This window comes from Massilia sp. Mn16-1_5 (assembly GCF_004798585.1).
Taxonomy (GTDB): domain Bacteria; phylum Pseudomonadota; class Gammaproteobacteria; order Burkholderiales; family Burkholderiaceae_D; genus Telluria.
In genome coordinates, this window is sequence record NZ_PPXQ01000022.1 from 17,718 (window position 1) to 34,975 (window position 17,258).

General features: G+C 66.8%; 15 protein-coding genes. 10 read left to right on the forward strand and 5 right to left on the reverse strand.

Annotated features, from left to right (window positions below):
* Positions 1 to 17: 17 nt before the first annotated feature.
* The gene (locus tag C2862_RS21755) at positions 18 to 3,179 is read left to right on the forward strand and encodes an EAL domain-containing protein (RefSeq protein WP_136222560.1); all 3,162 of its coding nucleotides are present in this window, start codon (positions 18 to 20) and stop codon (positions 3,177 to 3,179) included.
* The gene (locus tag C2862_RS21760; protein ID WP_136222562.1) at positions 3,139 to 5,454 is read left to right on the forward strand and encodes a molybdopterin cofactor-binding domain-containing protein; all 2,316 of its coding nucleotides are present in this window, start codon (positions 3,139 to 3,141) and stop codon (positions 5,452 to 5,454) included. The genes C2862_RS21755 and C2862_RS21760 overlap by 41 nt, the downstream gene beginning before the upstream one ends.
* A 4-nt stretch (positions 5,455 to 5,458) precedes the next feature.
* Here C2862_RS21760 and C2862_RS21765 read toward each other — a convergent pair whose 3' ends face one another.
* Positions 5,459 to 6,601, reverse strand: a complete 1,143-nt coding sequence (locus C2862_RS21765; protein ID WP_136222564.1) for a putative sulfate/molybdate transporter — start codon at positions 6,599 to 6,601, stop codon at positions 5,459 to 5,461.
* Entirely contained in the window at positions 6,598 to 7,692 is a 1,095-nt protein-coding gene (locus C2862_RS21770; protein WP_136222566.1) for a substrate-binding domain-containing protein, read from the reverse strand. The genes C2862_RS21765 and C2862_RS21770 overlap by 4 nt, the downstream gene beginning before the upstream one ends.
* A 93-nt stretch (positions 7,693 to 7,785) precedes the next feature.
* On the opposite strand from C2862_RS21770, the gene C2862_RS21775 reads away from it, so the two are divergent.
* Entirely contained in the window at positions 7,786 to 8,598 is an 813-nt protein-coding gene (locus C2862_RS21775) for a substrate-binding domain-containing protein (protein ID WP_136222568.1), read from the forward strand.
* A gap of 3 nt (positions 8,599 to 8,601) precedes the next feature.
* Here the strand turns inward: C2862_RS21775 and C2862_RS21780 are convergent, their stop codons facing one another.
* Positions 8,602 to 9,027, reverse strand: a complete 426-nt coding sequence (locus tag C2862_RS21780) for a thioredoxin family protein (protein WP_136222570.1) — start codon at positions 9,025 to 9,027, stop codon at positions 8,602 to 8,604.
* Between the two features lie 90 nt (positions 9,028 to 9,117).
* On the opposite strand from C2862_RS21780, the gene tsaB reads away from it, so the two are divergent.
* From tsaB to C2862_RS21800, 4 genes are read left to right on the forward strand one after another with little or no spacing between them, the layout of a single operon-like run.
* On the forward strand, positions 9,118 to 9,834 hold the full coding sequence (tsaB, locus tag C2862_RS21785) for a tRNA (adenosine(37)-N6)-threonylcarbamoyltransferase complex dimerization subunit type 1 TsaB (protein WP_136222572.1): 717 nt from the start codon (positions 9,118 to 9,120) through the stop codon (positions 9,832 to 9,834).
* Positions 9,831 to 10,313, forward strand: a complete 483-nt coding sequence (gene rimI / locus C2862_RS21790) for a ribosomal protein S18-alanine N-acetyltransferase (protein ID WP_136222574.1) — start codon at positions 9,831 to 9,833, stop codon at positions 10,311 to 10,313. Before tsaB ends, rimI begins: the two co-directional genes overlap by 4 nt.
* Entirely contained in the window at positions 10,310 to 11,206 is an 897-nt protein-coding gene (locus C2862_RS21795; protein ID WP_136222576.1) for a uracil-DNA glycosylase family protein, read from the forward strand. Before rimI ends, C2862_RS21795 begins: the two co-directional genes overlap by 4 nt.
* Positions 11,187 to 12,155 carry a DUF1853 family protein gene (locus tag C2862_RS21800; RefSeq protein ID WP_136222578.1) on the forward strand — a complete coding sequence of 323 codons (969 nt, stop codon included), beginning with the start codon at positions 11,187 to 11,189 and terminating at the stop codon, positions 12,153 to 12,155. Before C2862_RS21795 ends, C2862_RS21800 begins: the two co-directional genes overlap by 20 nt.
* Positions 12,156 to 12,190: 35 nt before the next feature.
* Here C2862_RS21800 and lplT read toward each other — a convergent pair whose 3' ends face one another.
* On the reverse strand, positions 12,191 to 13,441 hold the full coding sequence (lplT, locus tag C2862_RS21805) for a lysophospholipid transporter LplT (protein WP_136222580.1): 1,251 nt from the start codon (positions 13,439 to 13,441) through the stop codon (positions 12,191 to 12,193).
* A 138-nt stretch (positions 13,442 to 13,579) separates the two neighbouring features.
* Here lplT and alr point away from each other — a divergent pair, with 138 nt between their 5' ends.
* Positions 13,580 to 14,686 carry an alanine racemase gene (alr, locus tag C2862_RS21810; protein WP_136222582.1) on the forward strand — a complete coding sequence of 369 codons (1,107 nt, stop codon included), beginning with the start codon at positions 13,580 to 13,582 and terminating at the stop codon, positions 14,684 to 14,686.
* Positions 14,679 to 16,058, forward strand: a complete 1,380-nt coding sequence (radA, locus tag C2862_RS21815) for a DNA repair protein RadA (protein WP_136222584.1) — start codon at positions 14,679 to 14,681, stop codon at positions 16,056 to 16,058. The genes alr and radA overlap by 8 nt, the downstream gene beginning before the upstream one ends.
* Positions 16,059 to 16,244: 186 nt before the next feature.
* On the opposite strand, the gene C2862_RS21820 is transcribed toward radA, so the two are convergent.
* Positions 16,245 to 16,493 carry an Imm74 family immunity protein gene (locus C2862_RS21820; protein WP_136222586.1) on the reverse strand — a complete coding sequence of 83 codons (249 nt, stop codon included), beginning with the start codon at positions 16,491 to 16,493 and terminating at the stop codon, positions 16,245 to 16,247.
* A gap of 320 nt (positions 16,494 to 16,813) precedes the next feature.
* Here C2862_RS21820 and C2862_RS21825 point away from each other — a divergent pair, with 320 nt between their 5' ends.
* Positions 16,814 to 17,134 carry a PilZ domain-containing protein gene (locus tag C2862_RS21825; RefSeq protein WP_136222588.1) on the forward strand — a complete coding sequence of 107 codons (321 nt, stop codon included), beginning with the start codon at positions 16,814 to 16,816 and terminating at the stop codon, positions 17,132 to 17,134.
* Positions 17,135 to 17,258: the final 124 nt, after the last annotated feature.

Genomic DNA, 17,258 nt, shown 5'->3' on the forward strand with positions numbered 1-17,258 from the left:
CCTTTGCGGGTACGACCATGCCACGATTAGACTTGCGCGGTTTCACCTCCAGAGTAAGCAGGCTGTACACCAAGTCGGTGTACGGCGCCATGCTGATGGTCGTCATCGGCGGCCTCGTGATTCCCGCGCTGGTGGCCAGCTACTTCCTGCTCGCGGTCCAGGAACGCCAGAACACGGCCGCCGAACTCAACGACACCCTGCAGCGCAACGCCGAAATCCTCGCGCTCGGCATGCGCGAGTCGCTCTGGAACATGAATCCCGACGCCGCACGCTCGCTGGTCGACTCGGTGATGCGCGACCCGTCCGTAGTGCGCATCCAGGTGCGCGGCCAGGCCGGTACCGGTGCGATCGACGTGCGTGCCCCCGAGCGGGCGCGCGGCCACGTGCTGCGCGCCGAACGGCGGGTGGAGATGCAGGGCCAGCACATCGGCGACCTGGTGATCGAGATGGACGACCTGCGCAGCCAGCAGGAGCTGCGCCGCAAGCAGCGCGACTATGCGCTGGTGCTGGCGGTCCAGGTCACGGTCTCGCTGCTGCTCATCCTCGCTTTCCTGCGCCGGCGCCTGCAGGCACCGCTGCGCACCGTCGCCAACTTCTCCGACCGTCTCTCGCGCGGCGACTTCGACACGCCGCTGGTACTCGACGTCGACGGCGAACTGGGACGCCTCGGCAAGCAAATGGAACGCATGCGGGTCGCGATCCGCACCTTGTTCGTCGACGTCGCGCGGCGCGAGGAACAGTTCCGCTCGATCGTGACCCAGGTGCCGGGCGCCGTGTTCCGCGCCCGGGCGCGCGGGACCATCGATTTCGTCAGCGAGGCGATCGAGGAGATCGCCGGCATCCCGGCGTCTGAACTGATGCGGGGCGATACCGACGCCTGGTCGCGCCTGATCTGGCCCCAGGACCAGGCCCTGCGCAGCCAGGTGCTGCGCGCCGCCCTGCAATCGGGGACCAGCTATGAAGTCGAATACCGGATCGTCGATGCCAAGGGAAAGGAACGCTGGGTGCTGGAAAGCGGCCAGCCGCAGCACATGCCCGGCGACGAAGGCTTCTGGGTCGACGGCATCATCTCCGACATCAGCGAACGCAAGCACAACGAAATGCGCATCGGCGCGCTGCTGGCCGAGCAGAGCGCCATCCTCGACAACGTCATGTTCGGCGTGGTCTTCACGCGCGAGCGGCGCATCGTCTCGGTCAACCGCCGCACCGAGCAGCTGTTCGGCTATCCCGAGGGCACGCTGGAAGGCGAGCCGGCCTCGATCCTGTTCGTCTCGCCCGGCGAGCATGCCAAGGCCGAAGACGCATTCTTCCCGCTGCTCGCGCGCGGCGAAGACTCCAGCCACGAGCGCCAGTTCCGGCGCCGCGACGGCAGCCTGCTGTGGTGCCTGGTGAGCGGCAGTTCGATCGATCCCGGCCATCCGGAAGCGGGCAACGTCTGGGTCTTCGCCGACATCTCCGAGCGCAAGGAAAGCGAGGAAAAGCTGCGCCTGTCGAGCACCGTGCTGGAGCACATCGCCGACGGCGTGATGGTGGTCGACATGCACGGCAACATCGTGACCGTGAATCCCGCCTTCACCTACATCACCGGCTTCGCCATGGAGGAAGTCGTCGGCAAGCCCTGGAACGTGACGCGCTCCAGCCCCGGCGACCAGGAACTGTACTGGAACATGTGGCGCCAGCTGAACGACACCGGCTTCTGGCGCGGCGAGTTGTGGAGCACGCGCAAAGATGGCGAGGCCTGGCTGCAGTGGCTCACCGTCTCGACCGTGCGCGGCGACGACGGCAAGGTGACCCATTACGTGGGCGTCTTCAGCGACATCACGCGCCTCAAGGAATCGCAGGAAAAGCTCGACTACCTGGCGCACCACGATCCGCTCACCAGCCTGCCGAACCGCCTGCTGTTCCAGGACCGGCTGCTGCACGCGATCGGCCGCGCGGCGCGCGAAGGCCAGCAGCTGGCCGTCATGTTCATCGATCTCGACCGCTTCAAGAACATCAACGACACCCTCGGCCACCACGTCGGCGACGAACTCCTGAAGCAGGTGGCGGGCGCCCTGGGCCAGCGCCTGCGCGACGGCGACACGCTGGCGCGCCTGGGCGGCGACGAATTCATCGTCCTGCTCGAGAACGTGGACGGGGCGTTTGGCGCGCGCCAGGTGGCGGCCAAGATGATGGCGCTGTTCGAGCAGCCCTTCATGGTGGCCAGCCACGAACTCTTCGTCACCGGCTCGATCGGCATCAGCCTGTTCCCGGCGGACGGCCAGGACGCGAACCTGTTGGTGCGAAATGCCGACGTCGCCATGTACCAGGCCAAGTCGCGCGGCCGCAACGGTTACCAGTTCTACTCGCCGGCCATGGACGGCGAGGGCGTCGAGCGCCTGCGCATGGAAGCGCTGCTGCGGCGCGCGATCGAGCGCGGCGAGATCTATCTGCACTACCAGCCGCAGGTCGAAATCGACAGCGGCAAATTGATTGGGGTGGAAGCGCTGGTACGCTGGCATAATCCCGAACTCGGCCAGGTGAGTCCGGTGCGCTTCATCCCGATGGCCGAGGACACCGGCTTCATCAACCAGCTCGGCGAATGGGTGCTGTTCGAGGCCTGCCGCCAGATGCTGCGCTGGGACGAGGCCGGCCTGCAGGTGCCGAAGATGGCGGTCAACCTGTCGGTGCGCCAGGTCGAGCGCGGGGCGATGGCGCCGCTGGTCGAGCAGGCGCTGGTGACGACCGGACTCGCGCCGCGCCGCCTGCAGCTGGAAGTGACGGAGTCGGTGATCATGAACACCGGCGACGCGCTCGCGTTCGTCCACGCGCTGCACGCGATCGGTGTCGGCCTGGCGATCGACGATTTCGGCACCGGCTACTCGTCGCTGGCCTATTTGAAGCAGCTGCCGGTGGACGTGCTGAAGATCGACCGCAGCTTCATCAAGGACATCGCGGTCGATTCGAACGACGAGGCGATCGCGATCGCCATCATCCAGCTCGGTAAAAGCATGAACCTCTCGGTGATCGCCGAGGGGGTGGAAAACGAAGAACAGGCGGCATTCCTGCTGCGTCACGGCTGCGCGCGCGCACAGGGTTACCTGTACGGCCGGCCGGTGGCGCCGGAAGAGCTGCTGCAAGAATGGGGAAGTCACACGCATGAGAGACACGAACACGGCACCGAAGGCGCCGGCACCTGAAGAGGCAGCACCCGCACGGCGTTCGCGCCGCCGCTTCCTGCTGGGCGGCCTGGTGGCCGGCGGCGCGCTGCTGGTCGGCTGGGGCACGCGCCCGCCGCGCCAGCGCCTGCATACCAGCGAACCGCTGCCGGTGGCCCAGGGTACGGTCGCCCTCAACGGCTGGATCGCGATCGCGCCTGATGGTACGGTCTCCGTCGTCGTGCCCCGCAGCGAGATGGGCCAGGGCGTGCACACGGCGCTGCCGATGCTGGTGGCCGAGGAGCTGGACGCGCCGCTTGCCAAAGTGCGCATCGCGCCCGCGCCGATCGACAAGATCTTCGGCAACCTCGCCGTGCTGCGCGAGAACCTGCCATTCCACCCGGACGAACGGGGGAATGTGAAGGACGGCACCCAGTGGATGCTGGGGAAGATCGGGCGTGAACTCGGGATCATGTTCACCGGCGGCTCGACCAGCGTGAAGGACGCGTGGATGCCGATGCGCGAGGCCGGCGCCGTGGCGCGCGCAATGCTTGTCAAAGCCGCGGCCGAGGCCTGGAAGGCCCAGCCGGCCGACCTGCGCACCGAGGACGGCTTCGTGATCCACAAGGATGGCCGGCGCGCGTCCTACGGCAGCCTGGCCGCGCGCGCAGCGCAGGTCGGCGCCGGTATTGACGCCGGCGACGTGCGCCTGAAGGAGCCGCGCGAATTCGGCCTGATCGGAAAATCGGTGCCGCGCCCCGATACGCCGGCCAAGGTCGATGGCAGCGCGCTGTTCGGCATCGACGCCCGCCCACCCGGCATGCTGTACGCGGCCGTCAGGATGGCGCCCGTGGTCGGCGCCGGCCTCGCCTGGTTCGACGCGAAACCGGTACTGGCGATGCCGGGCGTGGTGCGCGTGGTCGATGTGTCCTCGAGCGCCGGCCAGTACGCCGGCGCCGGCGCGGGAGTGGCGGTGATCGCGCGCAGCTGGTGGCAGGCCAAGACGGCCGCCGCCGCGCTGACCGTGCGCTGGCACGAGGAGGAGGGCAGGGCCTTGTCCTCGGAGTCCATTTTCAAGCGCTTCGCCGATGCCCTCGACAATGAGTCCGGCTACGCCTATTTCGAAAGCGGCACGCAAGATGTGAGCGGCGTGGCGAAAACCGTCACGGCCGAATACCGCGCCCCCTTCCTCGCGCATGCGACGATGGAGCCGGTGAACTGTACCGCCCAGGTCGCGGACGGCAAGGTCCACCTTTGGGCCTCCACGCAGGTGCCGAGCATCGCGGTCGACGTCGCGGCGAAAGTCGCCGGCGTCGCGCGCGAGGATGTGACGATCGAGGTGATGCTGCTGGGTGGCGGCTTCGGGCGCCGCCTGGAAGGCGACATGGTGGCGCAGGCCGTCGCCGTGGCCCTGGCCGCCGGCGGCAAGCCGGTGCAGCTGATCTGGACCCGCGAAGACGACACCACCCACGACGTCTACCGTCCGGCCGCGCTGGCGCGCTTCAAGGCCAGCCTGGATGCTGCTGGCCGCCTGCTCGCCTGGGACAACAAGTCGGCCAGCGGCGCGATCGGCCACCAGTACTTCCCGCGCAACCTGGGCCTGCCCGGCATGGGGCCGGACAAGACCACGGCCGAGGGCGAGTACGACATGCAGTACGAGATCGCCAACCAGCGCATCGCCCACGTCATCGTCGAGAGCCCGGTGCCGCTCGGCTACTGGCGCTCGGTCGGACACTCGCACAATGCCTTCTTCAAGGAGGGCTTCCTCGACGAGGTGGCGCACGCGGCGGGGCAGGACGGCGTGGCTTACCGGCGCGCGCTCTTGAGGGAGCACCCGCGCCATCTGGCCGTGCTGGATGCGGCCCTGGGCAAGGCCGGCACGCCGCCCGATGGGCGCGCCCATGGCGTGGCCGTGCACCAGTCCTTCGGCAGCATCGTGGCCCAGGTGGCCGAGGTCTCGGTCGAGGGCACGGAGATCCGCGTGCACCGCGTGGTCTGTGCGATCGACTGCGGCATGGTGGTCAATCCGAACATCGTGGCCCAGCAGATGGAAGGCGCGGTGGTATTCGGCCTGTCGGCGGCGCTGGGGGGCGAGATCACGATCAAGGACGGCCGCATCCAGCAGTCGAACTTCGGCGACTATCCGGTGCTGCGCATGGACCGCGCGCCACTGGTGGAAACGGTGATCGTGCCGAGTCTTGAAGCACCCGAGGGCGTGGGCGAGCCGGGCGTGCCGCCGGTCGCGCCGGCGGTGGCGGCGGCCGTGTTCAAGCTAACCGGCAAGCGCCTGCGCAGCCTGCCGCTGCGCCTGGCCTGAATTTTTACGGCCGGCGCACGGCCCAGTGCACGGTCATCCCGGCCAGGAAGGCCAGGCCTACGTTCCACAGCGCCAGGCCGGCCGTCAGCGCGATCGGCAGCAGTACGCGCCAGTCGCGTCGATCCTGTGTCATCGGCGCATTCGCCGCCGCCATGCGCGCGCCGGCCAGGAACAGGATGGCGCCCAGCACGGCCGCCGGCAGCGCCTGCAGCAGGAAGGCGATCGACTCGCTGAAGCACAGGGCCAGGACCAGCAGCATCCCTCCGAATACGACCGGCGCGCCGCCCGTGCGCGCCCCGAAGGCCGTGCAGGCCGCCATGCCGCCGGCGCCATGGCACATCGGGACCGCGCCGACCAGGCTGCCCGCCAGGTTGATGGCGCCGGTCGTGAGGGCGACCTTGCGCACGCTGGTGGGCTGCTGCGGGAACAGGCGGTTGTTCTCGCCGGTGACCGCGATCACGGCATTGCCCAGCGTGAGCGGCAACTGCGGCAGCGCCAGCAACAGGGCACCGTTCACGAAGTCCTTCCATTCCAGGGTTCCGACGGCCAGCGCGGGCAGGCGCGGCGCGAAGCCGAATTGCGCCACTTCCCACAGCGAAGGATTGCGCACCATGCCGTAGGCGAAGCCGCCCAGCAGCAGGAGCAGCATGGCCGGGAACAGCCGGCTGCGCCGCAGGGCGACGGCGACCAGCAGGGCGACGAGGGCCGCCGGCCAGTCCGTGTCCATCATGCGCGCACCCTGCAGCATGAAGGAGACGCCCAGGCCGATCACGATGCCTTGCACGACGGCGCCCGGGACGAGCCGGGCCAGGCGGCCGGCCGCGCCGCTGAGCCCGAGCAGCAGCCAGAATACGCCGCTGGCCAGGCTGGCCGCGACGATGGTCGCACCCGTGACCGTTCCCGCCTGGGCCACGGCGAGCGCGCCGACCGCCTTCATCGGCTGCACCGGGAAGGGCGTGCGGTACACCAGGCCGCAGCCGACCAGGGCGGCGCCGAAGGCGAGCAGGATGCCGGCCGGGTCCATGTCGAACACGCTGACGTAGGCGAGCACGAAGGGGATGAAGGTGCCCAGGTCGGCAAACGCGGCCAGGCACTCGACACGGTCGAAGCGCAGCGGCGCGCCCGGTCCGGCCGCGCGTTCCGTCATTTCGGCTTGCGGAAGGCGTACCACGGCAGGGCGCGGCTGAGGGCGAGGACGTTGCCGGCGCCGTCGATGTCGTAGCCTGGCAGGTCGGCTGTCAATCCCTGCCATTCGCTGCGCTTCAGGAGTTCGCGCAGCTTGCGGATCGCCGGCTGCTCGAGCGCTTCCTTCAGGCAGACGAAGTAGTACTGCTCGCGCATCAGGGGCAGGAAATCGAGGCCGAAGGCGCTGGCGGCGGCCTGGATGCCGAAGCCGACGTCGGCCCCGTTCGAGGCGACTGCGGCCGCGACCGCAAGATGCGTCGGCTCGGCGCGCTCGAAGCCGTTGACGCTGGCCGGGGCGATGCCCGCATTCGCCAGCAGCTGTTCGATCTCGAGGCGGGTGCCGGAGCCCTTCTCGCGGTTCACGAAGCGCAGCTCGGCGCGCTTCAAATCCTGCACGCCGGTCACGCGCTTCGGATTGCCGGGAGCGAGCATCAGGCCCTGCTGCCTGCCGACGAAAGCGATCAGCTTGTGGCGGCCCGGCTTGAGCAGCGCCTTGAAGGCCTTCTGGGTCATGCTGCCCGGCGCGCGCTCTTCGCTGACGTGAAAGCCCGCGAGCTGGCATTCGCCGCGCGAGAGCGCCGCGAGGCATTCCAGGCTGCCGCGAAACTGCAGGTCGAGGTGCAGTCCGGCGTCGCGCGCCATGAACTCCTTCAAGCGCGACAGCGCCAGGTCATGGCTGGCAAACATCGGGATGACGTGCACCTCGGGGTCGAACGCCAGCGCGAACTCACGCTCCATCTCGGCCACCAGGTTCTCAACCTGGGGAAAAACCCGCATCTTGGCGCGCTGCTCGGCGAACAGCAGCTTTTCGCCGAAGGGCGTGAGGCGCGCGCGCTTGCCCCGTTCCCAGACGATCAGCTCCGCCTCCAGGGCCGCTTCCCATCGTTTGAGCTCGCCCCACACGTGGCGGTAGGACAGCTGCAGGCGCGTCGCCGCCTGGCCGACCGAGCCGGAGGCATGGATGGCCGACAGGATGTCGAACAGGGGATTGTCCAGCTGCACCCGCATGCCGGCGGATCGCGTGAAGGTGTAGGCGAGCTTAACGTGCAACATATCGAGGGATAAACCTATGCAAAGCTGTTCATATTGAAAGTTTTTCAGGGCGGCTTACCATAGCACATCGATAACAACGCAATGGGGAACAGGATGCTGAAGTTGACGAGATACCTTGCCGTGCTGGGCGTGCTGCTGGCTGCAAGCGCGCCCGCGCCGGCCCAGCAGGTCATCCGCCTGTCGACCACGACCAGCACCGAGAACTCCGGCCTGCTGCAATACCTGCTGCCGAAATTCGAAGCCAGGGCCAATGCCAGGGTCAACGTGATCTCGGTCGGCACCGGCAAGGCGCTGGAACTGGCGAAGAACGGCGACGTCGACGTCACCCTGGTGCATGCGCGCACGCTTGAAGACAAGTTCGTCGCCGAAGGCCATGGCGTGAACCGGCGCGACGTGATGTACAACGACTTCATCATCGTCGGGCCGGAAAGCGACCCGGCCGGGATCAAGGGCAGCCGCGACGTGCTGGGCGCGATGAAGAAGATCGCCGCCAGCGGCAGCAAGTTCATTTCGCGCGGCGACAATTCCGGCACCGACGTGATGGAGAAGGCCTACTGGAAGCAGGCCGGCACCCAGCCGCAAGGCAGCGCCTACGTGTCGGCGGGCCTGGGCATGGGCGAGGTCTTGAACATGGCCGCCGAACTGCGCGCCTACACCCTGACCGACCGCGCCACCTACGTCACCTACCGCGCCAGGACCGGCCTGCAGATCGCCGTCGAGGGCGATCCGAAGATGTTCAATCCCTACGGCATCATCGCCGTCAATCCGGAGAAGTCGAAGGGCGTGAACTACAAGGGCGCGATGCAGCTGGTAGAGTGGATCACATCAAGCGAGGGCCAGAAGCTGATCGGCGCCTTCAAGGTCGAGGGCCAGCAGGTGTTCTTCCCGTCGTACAAGGCGCAGTAAGGCTTAGCCGGCCTGCTCGAGCAGGCTAAGCAGATTGCAGTCGCGCTGCCAGTCGCGTCTCTCCTGGCTCGACGCGGCCAGGCGCGCCAGTTCTTCAGGCGCCAGTTCGGCCTGGGCCTGTACCAGGCGTTCGGCCAGGGCGGCGTCAGGCAGGGTGGTGCCGAAGAAGGCGACCGTGTCGCCCTGCTGCAGCAGCAAGGTCGGGAAGTTCTCGACGTCGAGGTCGCCGACCACGTCGGCCTGGTCTTCGATGTCGATCCAGGCGAAGGTCTTGTCCGGGTGGCGCGCGGCCAGTTCCTCGAAGGCGGCGCGGTAGCTGCCGCAGGTGCCGCACCAGGCGGCGCACAGGCAGGCCACGACCCAGCGGCCGTCCTCGATGGCGGCGGCGAGCTGGGCGCGGTTGGTGGTGTCCAGGGTCAGGGAATGCATGGGCGGATTCTACCCGGATTCGGCCATATGGCGGTATCCGGGGCCATGCGGACCATGGCCGGGGCCAGGCACGGCGGGTTAAAATAGCGCATGCCTATCATCCTTGCCATCGAAACTTCTTCCGAACTCGCCTCTTGCGCGCTGCTCTCCGGCGACCTTGTACTGTCGCGCCAGTCCGGCGGCGTGCGCACCCATTCGCAATCCGTGCTGCCGATGGTGCAGGAACTGCTGCTTGAAGCTGAGCTTACGCTGGGCGACGTCGACGCGATCGCCTTCGGCGCCGGTCCCGGCTCCTTCACCGGCGTGCGCACGGCCTGCGGCGTGGCCCAGGGCCTGGCCTTCGGCGCCGGGCTGCCGGTGCTGCCGCTGGTCACCCTGGAAGCGATGGCCGAGGCCTGCCGCGCCGCGAGCGGTGCGACCGAGGTGCTGGCCGTGCTGGACGCGCGCATGAACGAAGTCTATTGGGCGCAATACCGTTTCGACGGCACCTGGCAGACGGTCATCGAACCGACATTGTCGGCGCCCGACGCGGTGGCGCCGCAGATGCTTGCAGGCCTGGCCGCCTGCGGCAACGGCTTCGCCGCCTATCCGGACGCGTTTGCAGGCAAGGACTTCGCGGCGCAGGCGGACGCCGCCATCGTGCCGCACGCGCGCGACCTGGCGCGCATCGGCGCCGCGGCATTCGCGCGCGGACAGGCGGTGCCGGCCGCCCAGGCCCAGCCGCTCTACCTGCGCAACAAGGTCGCCTACACCAGCGCCGAGCGCCAGGCGATCAATGCGGCCAAGGCCGAAGGGACGGCGCAATGAAGGATTCCAGCGCAAGCGCAAGGGCAGGCGCCGGCCTGACGCTGGTCCCGATGACGATGGACGAGGTCGACGAAGTCCATGCCATGGAATGCAGCGTCTTCCCGCATCCCTGGAGCCGCGCCAACTTCAGCGACTCGATCCAGGCGGGCTACGATGCCTGGCTGCTGCGCGCGAAAGACGGAGAACTGGCCGGCTATTTCCTGCTGATGTATGCGCTCGACGAAGCGCACCTGCTGGATGTCGCCGTGGCCGGCAAGCGCCAGGGCACCGGCCTCGGACGCTACCTGCTCGACACGCTGTGCGCGCGGGCCAGGGAAATGGGCGCCGAATCCGTGCTGCTGGAAGTACGCCCCTCGAACGAACGCGCGCTGGCCGTCTACAAGCGCTACGGCTTCGAGGAGATCGGCCGGCGCAAGGGCTATTATCCGGCCCATGAGGGCAAACGCGAGGACGCCATCGTGATGAGGCACGCACTATGAGCTTGAGCGAACGCGACGAGGTTTTCCTGGCCGAGATGGGCATCGCGCCGATCTGGCGTGCGCGCCATGCGCCGCCTGAGGAGGCGCAGCCGGAGGAAGTGCAAGCCGAGGCGGAGGCGCCGGCCGCGCCGGCACCCGAACCTGTATCGAAACCTGCACCCGCCTTCGTGCCGCCGCCACCGCGCGATCCGGCCTGGGGCGAGGTCCCGATGACCGCGGCCCCGGCGCCCAGCGCCTGGGCGCCGACGCCGCCACCGGCACCAAGCGAGGAAGAGCAGGGCGACAGCCTGGAGGCGATCGCCGCCATGGACTGGGACGAGCTGCGCGCTGCGATTGCGCGCTGCACGCGCTGTGGCGACTGCGCCGGACGCAAGCCGGTCTACGGAGCGGGACCCGCCAAGGCGCGCTGGTTCGTCGCCGCCGGCGCCACCAGCGCCGCCGACGAAGCGGTCGGCGCGCCGCTCGCGGGCGAAGCCGGCAAGCTGCTCGACAACATGCTGGGCGCGGTCGGCCTGACGCGCAAAGAGGACGTGTACGTCACCAGCCTGGTGAAATGCCGGCCGCTGTCCGCCAACGGCGGCGACCGTGCGCCCACCAGCGAGGAAGCGGCGGCCTGCCGTCCTTTCCTGGAACGCGAGCTGCATCTCAGCGGCGCCGGCCTCGTGCTGACCCTGGGCCAGATCGCGGCCAATGGCCTGCTCGGCAAGCCGCTGCAGGAGCCGCTCGCCGGCTCGCGCGGCGCAATCCACGCCTTCAGGGACCTGCCGCTGGTGGCGACCCTGCATCCGGGCGAGCTGCTGCGCCGCGGCGGCGACAAGGCGCTGGCCTGGACGGACCTGTGCCGCGCACGTGCCGCCGCCACGCGAGCTTCAGATGCGGGACGCGTCCGATAGCTACCAGGCCGCTTTCCACCGCCGCTGGGGCCACCTGCGGCGCGCCCGGGTGCGCGCGCTGGCCTGGCTGCTCGATTCGCCCGACCTGCTCGATGCCGACGCGCCGCACTGGCAAGGACGGATTGCGTCGACCGGTCCCGTCACGCCGGAAATCGAGCGCTGGCTGCGCGACCTCGACTACGATCCTTCCCGCCTCGATGCCGCGCTAGGTCCGCGCGTCTACACGCGCCTCGGCCTCTACGCCGAAAAGCTGATGGCCTTTTATTTCCAGGAACAGGGCCGCCTGGTCGCACATGGCCTGCAGATCCGGGCCAATCGCAACGACACCGTCGGCGAGTTCGACTTCCTGCTCGATGCAGGCCCGGACGCCGTCGAACACATCGAATTCGCCACCAAGTTCTACCTGCTGCAAGGGGAGGAAGGCCAGCAGTTCGACGCCCTGGTCGGCCCCAACCTGGCCGACAGCCTGGGCGCCAAGATGAGGAAGATCTTCGGCCGCCAGCTGGAACTGGGCGCCCATCCGGCCGCGCAGCCCTTGCTGCCGCGTCCCGTGGCCACGGCGCGGGCGCTGGTCAAAGGCTGGCTGTTTTATCCGGCGGGGAGCTGGCCGGCGATGAGCGGCATCACGGCCGGCCACTGCCGCGGCTTCTGGTGCGCGCTGGGAGAACTCGACACGCTGGGCGCCGACGCCTTCCTGATCCTGCCCAAGCTGCAGTGGCTGGCGCCGTTCCGCGCCGCCCAGGCGACCTGGCTCCTGAATCGCGCCCAGCTGCATGCGGAACTGGAGGCCCAGTTCGAGACCAATGCCTCGCCAGTGCTGGTGGCGGTGGTGCGCAAGACGCCGGGCTTGGTGGAAGAAGTCGAACGCGGATTCATCGTCCCGAACGACTGGCGCGAACGGGCGGAAGCCCGCAGTGCCAAGGATAATATGCGAAATATTGTTTGGTAAATATTATATTTTTGCAAATATAATTTACCTGCCCATCAGTGCTTGTGTTCCCCGATCAGCGCCAGCGAATCATGCTGCGCCTGGTTGCGATGATGGCGGCGCATGATGAGGTAAGTGATCCCTGCGATCGACAGGCCGAACAGCACGATGATCACGTCCAGGTCGAGGTTGAGCGTGATCATGATCGCGTACAGCGCCAGCATGGTCAGGATCGACAGGTTCTCGTTGAAGTTCTGCACCGCGATCGAGTGGCCGGCCGACATCAGCACGTGGCCGCGGTGCTGCAGCAGCGCGTTCATCGGCACCACGAAGAAACCCGACAGGAAGCCGATCAGGGCCAGCAGCGGGTAGGCGATGATCACGTCGTGGACGAACACCATGACGGTCACGACCAGGCCCATGAAGATCCCCATCGGGATCACGGTCAGGGATTTGCGCAGCGGGATCACCTTGGCCGCCAGCGCCGCGCCGACCGCCACGCCGATCGCGACCACGCCGATCAGGCTCGTCGCCTTATCGAGCGGCATGCCCAGCGAGCGCTCGGCCCACTTCAGCACGATCAGCTGCAGGGTCGCGCCCGCGCCCCAGAACAGGGTCGTCACGGCCAGCGAGATCTGGCCCAGCTTGTCCTTCCAGAGCGTGGCCGAGCAGTTCGCGAAGTCGGCGATCAGCTTCATCGGATTGCGTTCCTGGTGCTCGTAGCGGGCGCCGGTATCGGGAATACGCAGGTTGAACAGGGCGGCCAGGATGTAGATGGCGACCACCACGGCCATCGCCGCCTCGCTGGTGGTGTCGATGCCAGGCACGCCCAGGCCCAGCAGCAGTTCCGAACCCTTGGCGCTGACCAGGGCGCCGCCCATCACGGTGCCGAAGATGATCGACATGACGGTCAGGCCCTCGATCCAGCCGTTGGCGGCGACGAGTTTTTCCGGCGGCAGCAGCTCGGTGAGGATGCCGTACTTGGCCGGCGAATACACGGCCGCGCCGAAGCCGACGACGGCATAGGCCAGCAGCGGGTGCACGGTCAGGAACATCAGGCCGCAGCCGAAGACCTTGATCAGGTTCGCGATGAACATCACGCGGCCCTTGGGCAGCGAATCGGCGAAGGCGCCCACGAAAGCGGCGAGCAAAACGTAGAACAGCACGAATGAAAGCTTGAGCAGCGGCGTCAGCGATGCCGGAGCGTTCATCGACACCAGCACGTCAATGGCTACAAACAGCAGCGCATTGTCTGCCAGCGACGAGAAAAACTGCGCCGCCATGATGGTATAAAAACCACGATTCATTCGAGTGAGTCTGAAAACAAGTGTGGGTTGCTTTATACCATGAAAGAACGGCAAGCCAAAGAAACGGACGGGCAGGAACTACCCTCATCCAGTAAAATAGAACCTTTCGCCTAAACGTCTTTTCGACCGAATTCCGCCATGCCACGCCCCCTCTGCGCCACCATCCATCTCGATTCGATGCAGCATAACCTCGCCCGCGCGCGCGCCTGCGCACCCGAGGCCAAGGTCTGGGCCGTGGTCAAGGCCAACGCCTACGGACATGGCCTGGAACGCGGCATGAAAGGCTTCGCGCAGGCCGACGGCCTGGCCCTGATCGAGACGGAAAACGCGCTGCGCCTGCGCGAACTGGGCTGGATCAAGCCGATCCTGCTGCTGGAAGGGATCTTCGACGCTTCCGACGTGCCGCTGCTGGCCGAGCACAATATCAACAGCACCGTGCACTGCGTCGAGCAGATCAAGCTGCTCGAATACACCCAGCTCTACCGCCCGATCGACGTCCACCTCAAGATGAATACCGGGATGAACCGGCTCGGCTTCAAGCCCGACGAGTACGCGGCGGCCTATAAACGCCTGCGCGCGATTCCCGGCATACGCAACATCACCCTGATGACCCACTTCGCGAACGCCGACGAACTCGAACATCCGCGCCTGTCCGTGGCCGAGCAGGTCGAGCGTTTCGTCGGCGGCGCGCAGGGCCTGGAGGGCGAGCGCAGCCTGTCGAATTCCGGCGGCGTGCTGCACCAGGCGGTGCTGCAGGCCGAGCTGCAGAACGACTGGGTCCGTCCCGGCATCATGCTCTACGGCGGCACGCCGGGCGGACGCACGGCCCAGGACTTCGGCCTGCGCCCGACCATGACGCTCACTTCCGAAATCATCGCGATCCAGAACCTGGTGGCGGGCGACACGGTTGGTTATGGCAGCCGCTTCGAGGCGCCGGGTCCGATGCAGGTCGGCGTGGTCGCCTGCGGCTATGCCGACGGCTATCCGCGCCATGCGCCGCACGGCACGCCGGTGATCGTCGACGGCGTGCGCACCAGCGTCGTGGGGCGCGTCTCGATGGACATGATGACGGTCGACCTGACGCCGATTCGCAACGCACGCGTCGGCAGCCAGGTCACCTTGTGGGGAGACGGCTTGCCGATCGACGAAGTCGCCTCCATGTCGGGTACCATCGGGTACGAATTGATGTGCGCACTCGCGCCGCGCGTACGCGTCAGGGAAGGAAGGTTGGGAACCCATGGCTAAGGCAAAGACCCAGTTCGTCTGCAGCGAGTGCGGCAGCGTCGCGAGCCGCTGGACCGGCCAGTGCGCCGACTGCAAGGCCTGGAACACGATGGTCGAGACGACCGTCGAATCCGCCGGCGTGAACCGCATGTCGCAGACGGTCAATCACAAGGCGCTGGCGCAGACGGCGCCTGTGCTGTCGCTGGCCGACATCGAAGCCGTCGACGTGCCGCGCTTCGGCACCGGGATCGAGGAATTCGACCGCGTGCTGGGCGGCGGCCTGGTCGCGGGCGGCGTCGTGCTGATCGGCGGCGACCCCGGCATCGGCAAGTCGACCCTGTTGCTGCAGGCGCTCTCGAATCTCGCCGCGACGCGCAGCACTTTATATGTCAGTGGCGAGGAATCCGGCGCCCAGATCGCGCTGCGCGCGCGCCGTTTGCAGGTTGAAGCCAAGGACCTGAAACTGCAGGCCGAGATCCAGCTGGAAAAAATCCTCGGCACGCTGGCCGACCTGAAGCCCGAAGTGGCCGTGATCGACTCGATCCAGACGCTGTATTCGGATGCGCTCACCGCGGCGCCGGGTTCGGTCTCGCAGGTGCGCGAATGCGCGGCCCAGCTGACGCGCGTGGCCAAGCAGACCGGCGTCACCATCATCCTGGTCGGCCACGTGACGAAAGAGGGCGCGCTGGCCGGTCCCCGCGTGCTGGAACACATCGTCGACACCGTGCTGTACTTCGAAGGCGATACCCAGTCGAGCTTCCGCCTGGTGCGCGCGATCAAAAACCGTTTCGGCGCCGTGAACGAGCTGGGCGTGTTCGCGATGACGGAGAAGGGGCTGAAAGGCGTGTCGAATCCGTCGGCCCTGTTCCTGTCGCAGCACGACAACCAGGTGCCCGGCTCCTGCGTGATGGTGACCCAGGAAGGCACGCGGCCGCTGCTGGTCGAGATCCAGGCGCTGGTCGACGCCAGCCACCTGCCGAACGCGCGCCGGCTGTCGGTCGGCCTGGAACAGAACCGCCTGGCGATGCTGCTGGCCGTGCTGCACCGTCACGCCGGCATCGCCGCCTTCGACCAGGACGTGTTCATCAACGCCGTAGGCGGGGTGAAGATCGCGGAACCGGCGGCCGACCTGGCCGTACTCCTGGCGATCAACTCCTCGATGCGCAACAAGGCGCTGCCGCGCGGCCTGGTCGTGTTCGGCGAAGTCGGCCTGGCCGGCGAGATCCGTCCGGCCCCGCGCGGGCAGGAGCGCCTCAAGGAAGCGGCCAAGCTCGGCTTTTCGATCGCGCTGATCCCGAAGGGGAATGCGCCCAAGCAGAAGATCGAGGGGATGAACATCATCGCGGTCGAGCGCATCGACCAGGCGTTTACCAAGCTGCGCGAGCTAGATTAAGGACATCGGGCATAGGCCCGTACCAGTGTGGGGTTTGCTTCGCGGAGTGCTTGATGACATCCCCAAGTACGCCGTAGCAGCGAGGCTTTGGGTGTCAAGCACGCTGACCGAGACATATTGGCGCAAGGATGCGATGGGGCGCCATCATGTCTCCGCTATAAGTTGAGGCAAACGTTCTCATGCCTGTCAATCTGGCTCTATCTGCAGCTCGTGGCCGTTCTGACGGAAATTAGCTTGGATGTCGTCGATTATGGCAGTAATGTCACTGCTGGAAATCGACTCTTTCGCCTCTTTTGGCTCCCAGTAATCAATTTGATCCCTATAGACTACAAAGCCCATTTTGCCGTCTTTAGGGAAAAGCATTTCGCCAGGAATCGATGCGGTCCTTTCACCGAGCTTGACCCAGATGTGGCCACGGGTGATGTTTAATATCATCGGGCAGACTCCTCAATAATTTGTTGGTGCTGGTTAAACCGATACTGCTCACCTGAGACGACAGGCTGTTAAACCTAGAGGACGGTTTCGATGCAATGACTCGACCTACGCCAGCTTAAGCCCAGCACGATCATACTCGGCAGTTAGCCACGGATATTGACCCGTACTCATGTGGGAGCGGTTCTGTTGCTCGCCGTGCTGCATGGGCACGCCGGCACCACCGCCATTGATCAGGACGTGTTCATTAACAAAGCTGAGACTGACGGGCTTGACCCATCTTGCATATAATTGCGCCTCGAACTCATCGTCATCAGCGAACCGTGCACACAGAACAAAGGCAGTCCCAGCGCAAGATCCTCAAAACCCGGGCCATGCTCGCCGTCGAAGGCGCCGCGCCGGTCCTTGGACGTACCACCGACCTCAGCGCGAACGGGGTCAGCATTACCGTGCCGCAGCCGCTCCAGGCCGGGCAGAACGTGCAGCTGCGCTTCGATCTGCTGGTCGAGGGCAAGCTCGTGCCCGTCCAGTCGAAGGCCCGTACCCAGTATTGCATCCTCAGCAATGGCGAATTCAAGGTCGGCTGCCAGTTCCTGAACCTGGAACTGGGTGCGCTGACGGCAATCTCGCGCTATTTGAAGTAGAGCATCCAGTCATACAAACGAAAGCGGCGAGCGCCCTGAGGCCTCGCCGCTTTTTTACTGGTCCCGCGAAGCGGGTTGGGCACTATTCGTGATAGTGATCATGCAGGGCGCCGGAACTGCCGCC

Excerpts from the sequence above, each read along its gene's own strand:
- lplT (WP_136222580.1), bottom strand. The coding sequence starts at position 13,441 with ATGAATCGTGGTTTTTATACCATCATGGCGGCGCAGTTTTTCTCGTCG.
- C2862_RS21780 (WP_136222570.1), bottom strand. The coding sequence starts at position 9,027 with ATGCATTCCCTGACCCTGGACACCACCAACCGCGCCCAGCTCGCCGCC.
- C2862_RS21760 (WP_136222562.1), top strand. The coding sequence starts at position 3,139 with ATGAGAGACACGAACACGGCACCGAAGGCGCCGGCACCTGAAGAGGCA.
- C2862_RS21770 (WP_136222566.1), bottom strand. The coding sequence starts at position 7,692 with ATGTTGCACGTTAAGCTCGCCTACACCTTCACGCGATCCGCCGGCATG.
- C2862_RS21755 (WP_136222560.1), top strand. The coding sequence starts at position 18 with ATGCCACGATTAGACTTGCGCGGTTTCACCTCCAGAGTAAGCAGGCTG.
- C2862_RS21775 (WP_136222568.1), top strand. The coding sequence starts at position 7,786 with ATGCTGAAGTTGACGAGATACCTTGCCGTGCTGGGCGTGCTGCTGGCT.
- alr (WP_136222582.1), top strand. The coding sequence starts at position 13,580 with ATGCCACGCCCCCTCTGCGCCACCATCCATCTCGATTCGATGCAGCAT.
- C2862_RS21820 (WP_136222586.1), bottom strand. The coding sequence starts at position 16,493 with ATGATATTAAACATCACCCGTGGCCACATCTGGGTCAAGCTCGGTGAA.
- C2862_RS21795 (WP_136222576.1), top strand. The coding sequence starts at position 10,310 with ATGAGCTTGAGCGAACGCGACGAGGTTTTCCTGGCCGAGATGGGCATC.
- rimI (WP_136222574.1), top strand. The coding sequence starts at position 9,831 with ATGAAGGATTCCAGCGCAAGCGCAAGGGCAGGCGCCGGCCTGACGCTG.
- radA (WP_136222584.1), top strand. The coding sequence starts at position 14,679 with ATGGCTAAGGCAAAGACCCAGTTCGTCTGCAGCGAGTGCGGCAGCGTC.
- C2862_RS21800 (WP_136222578.1), top strand. The coding sequence starts at position 11,187 with ATGCGGGACGCGTCCGATAGCTACCAGGCCGCTTTCCACCGCCGCTGG.
- C2862_RS21765 (WP_136222564.1), bottom strand. The coding sequence starts at position 6,601 with ATGACGGAACGCGCGGCCGGACCGGGCGCGCCGCTGCGCTTCGACCGT.
- tsaB (WP_136222572.1), top strand. The coding sequence starts at position 9,118 with ATGCCTATCATCCTTGCCATCGAAACTTCTTCCGAACTCGCCTCTTGC.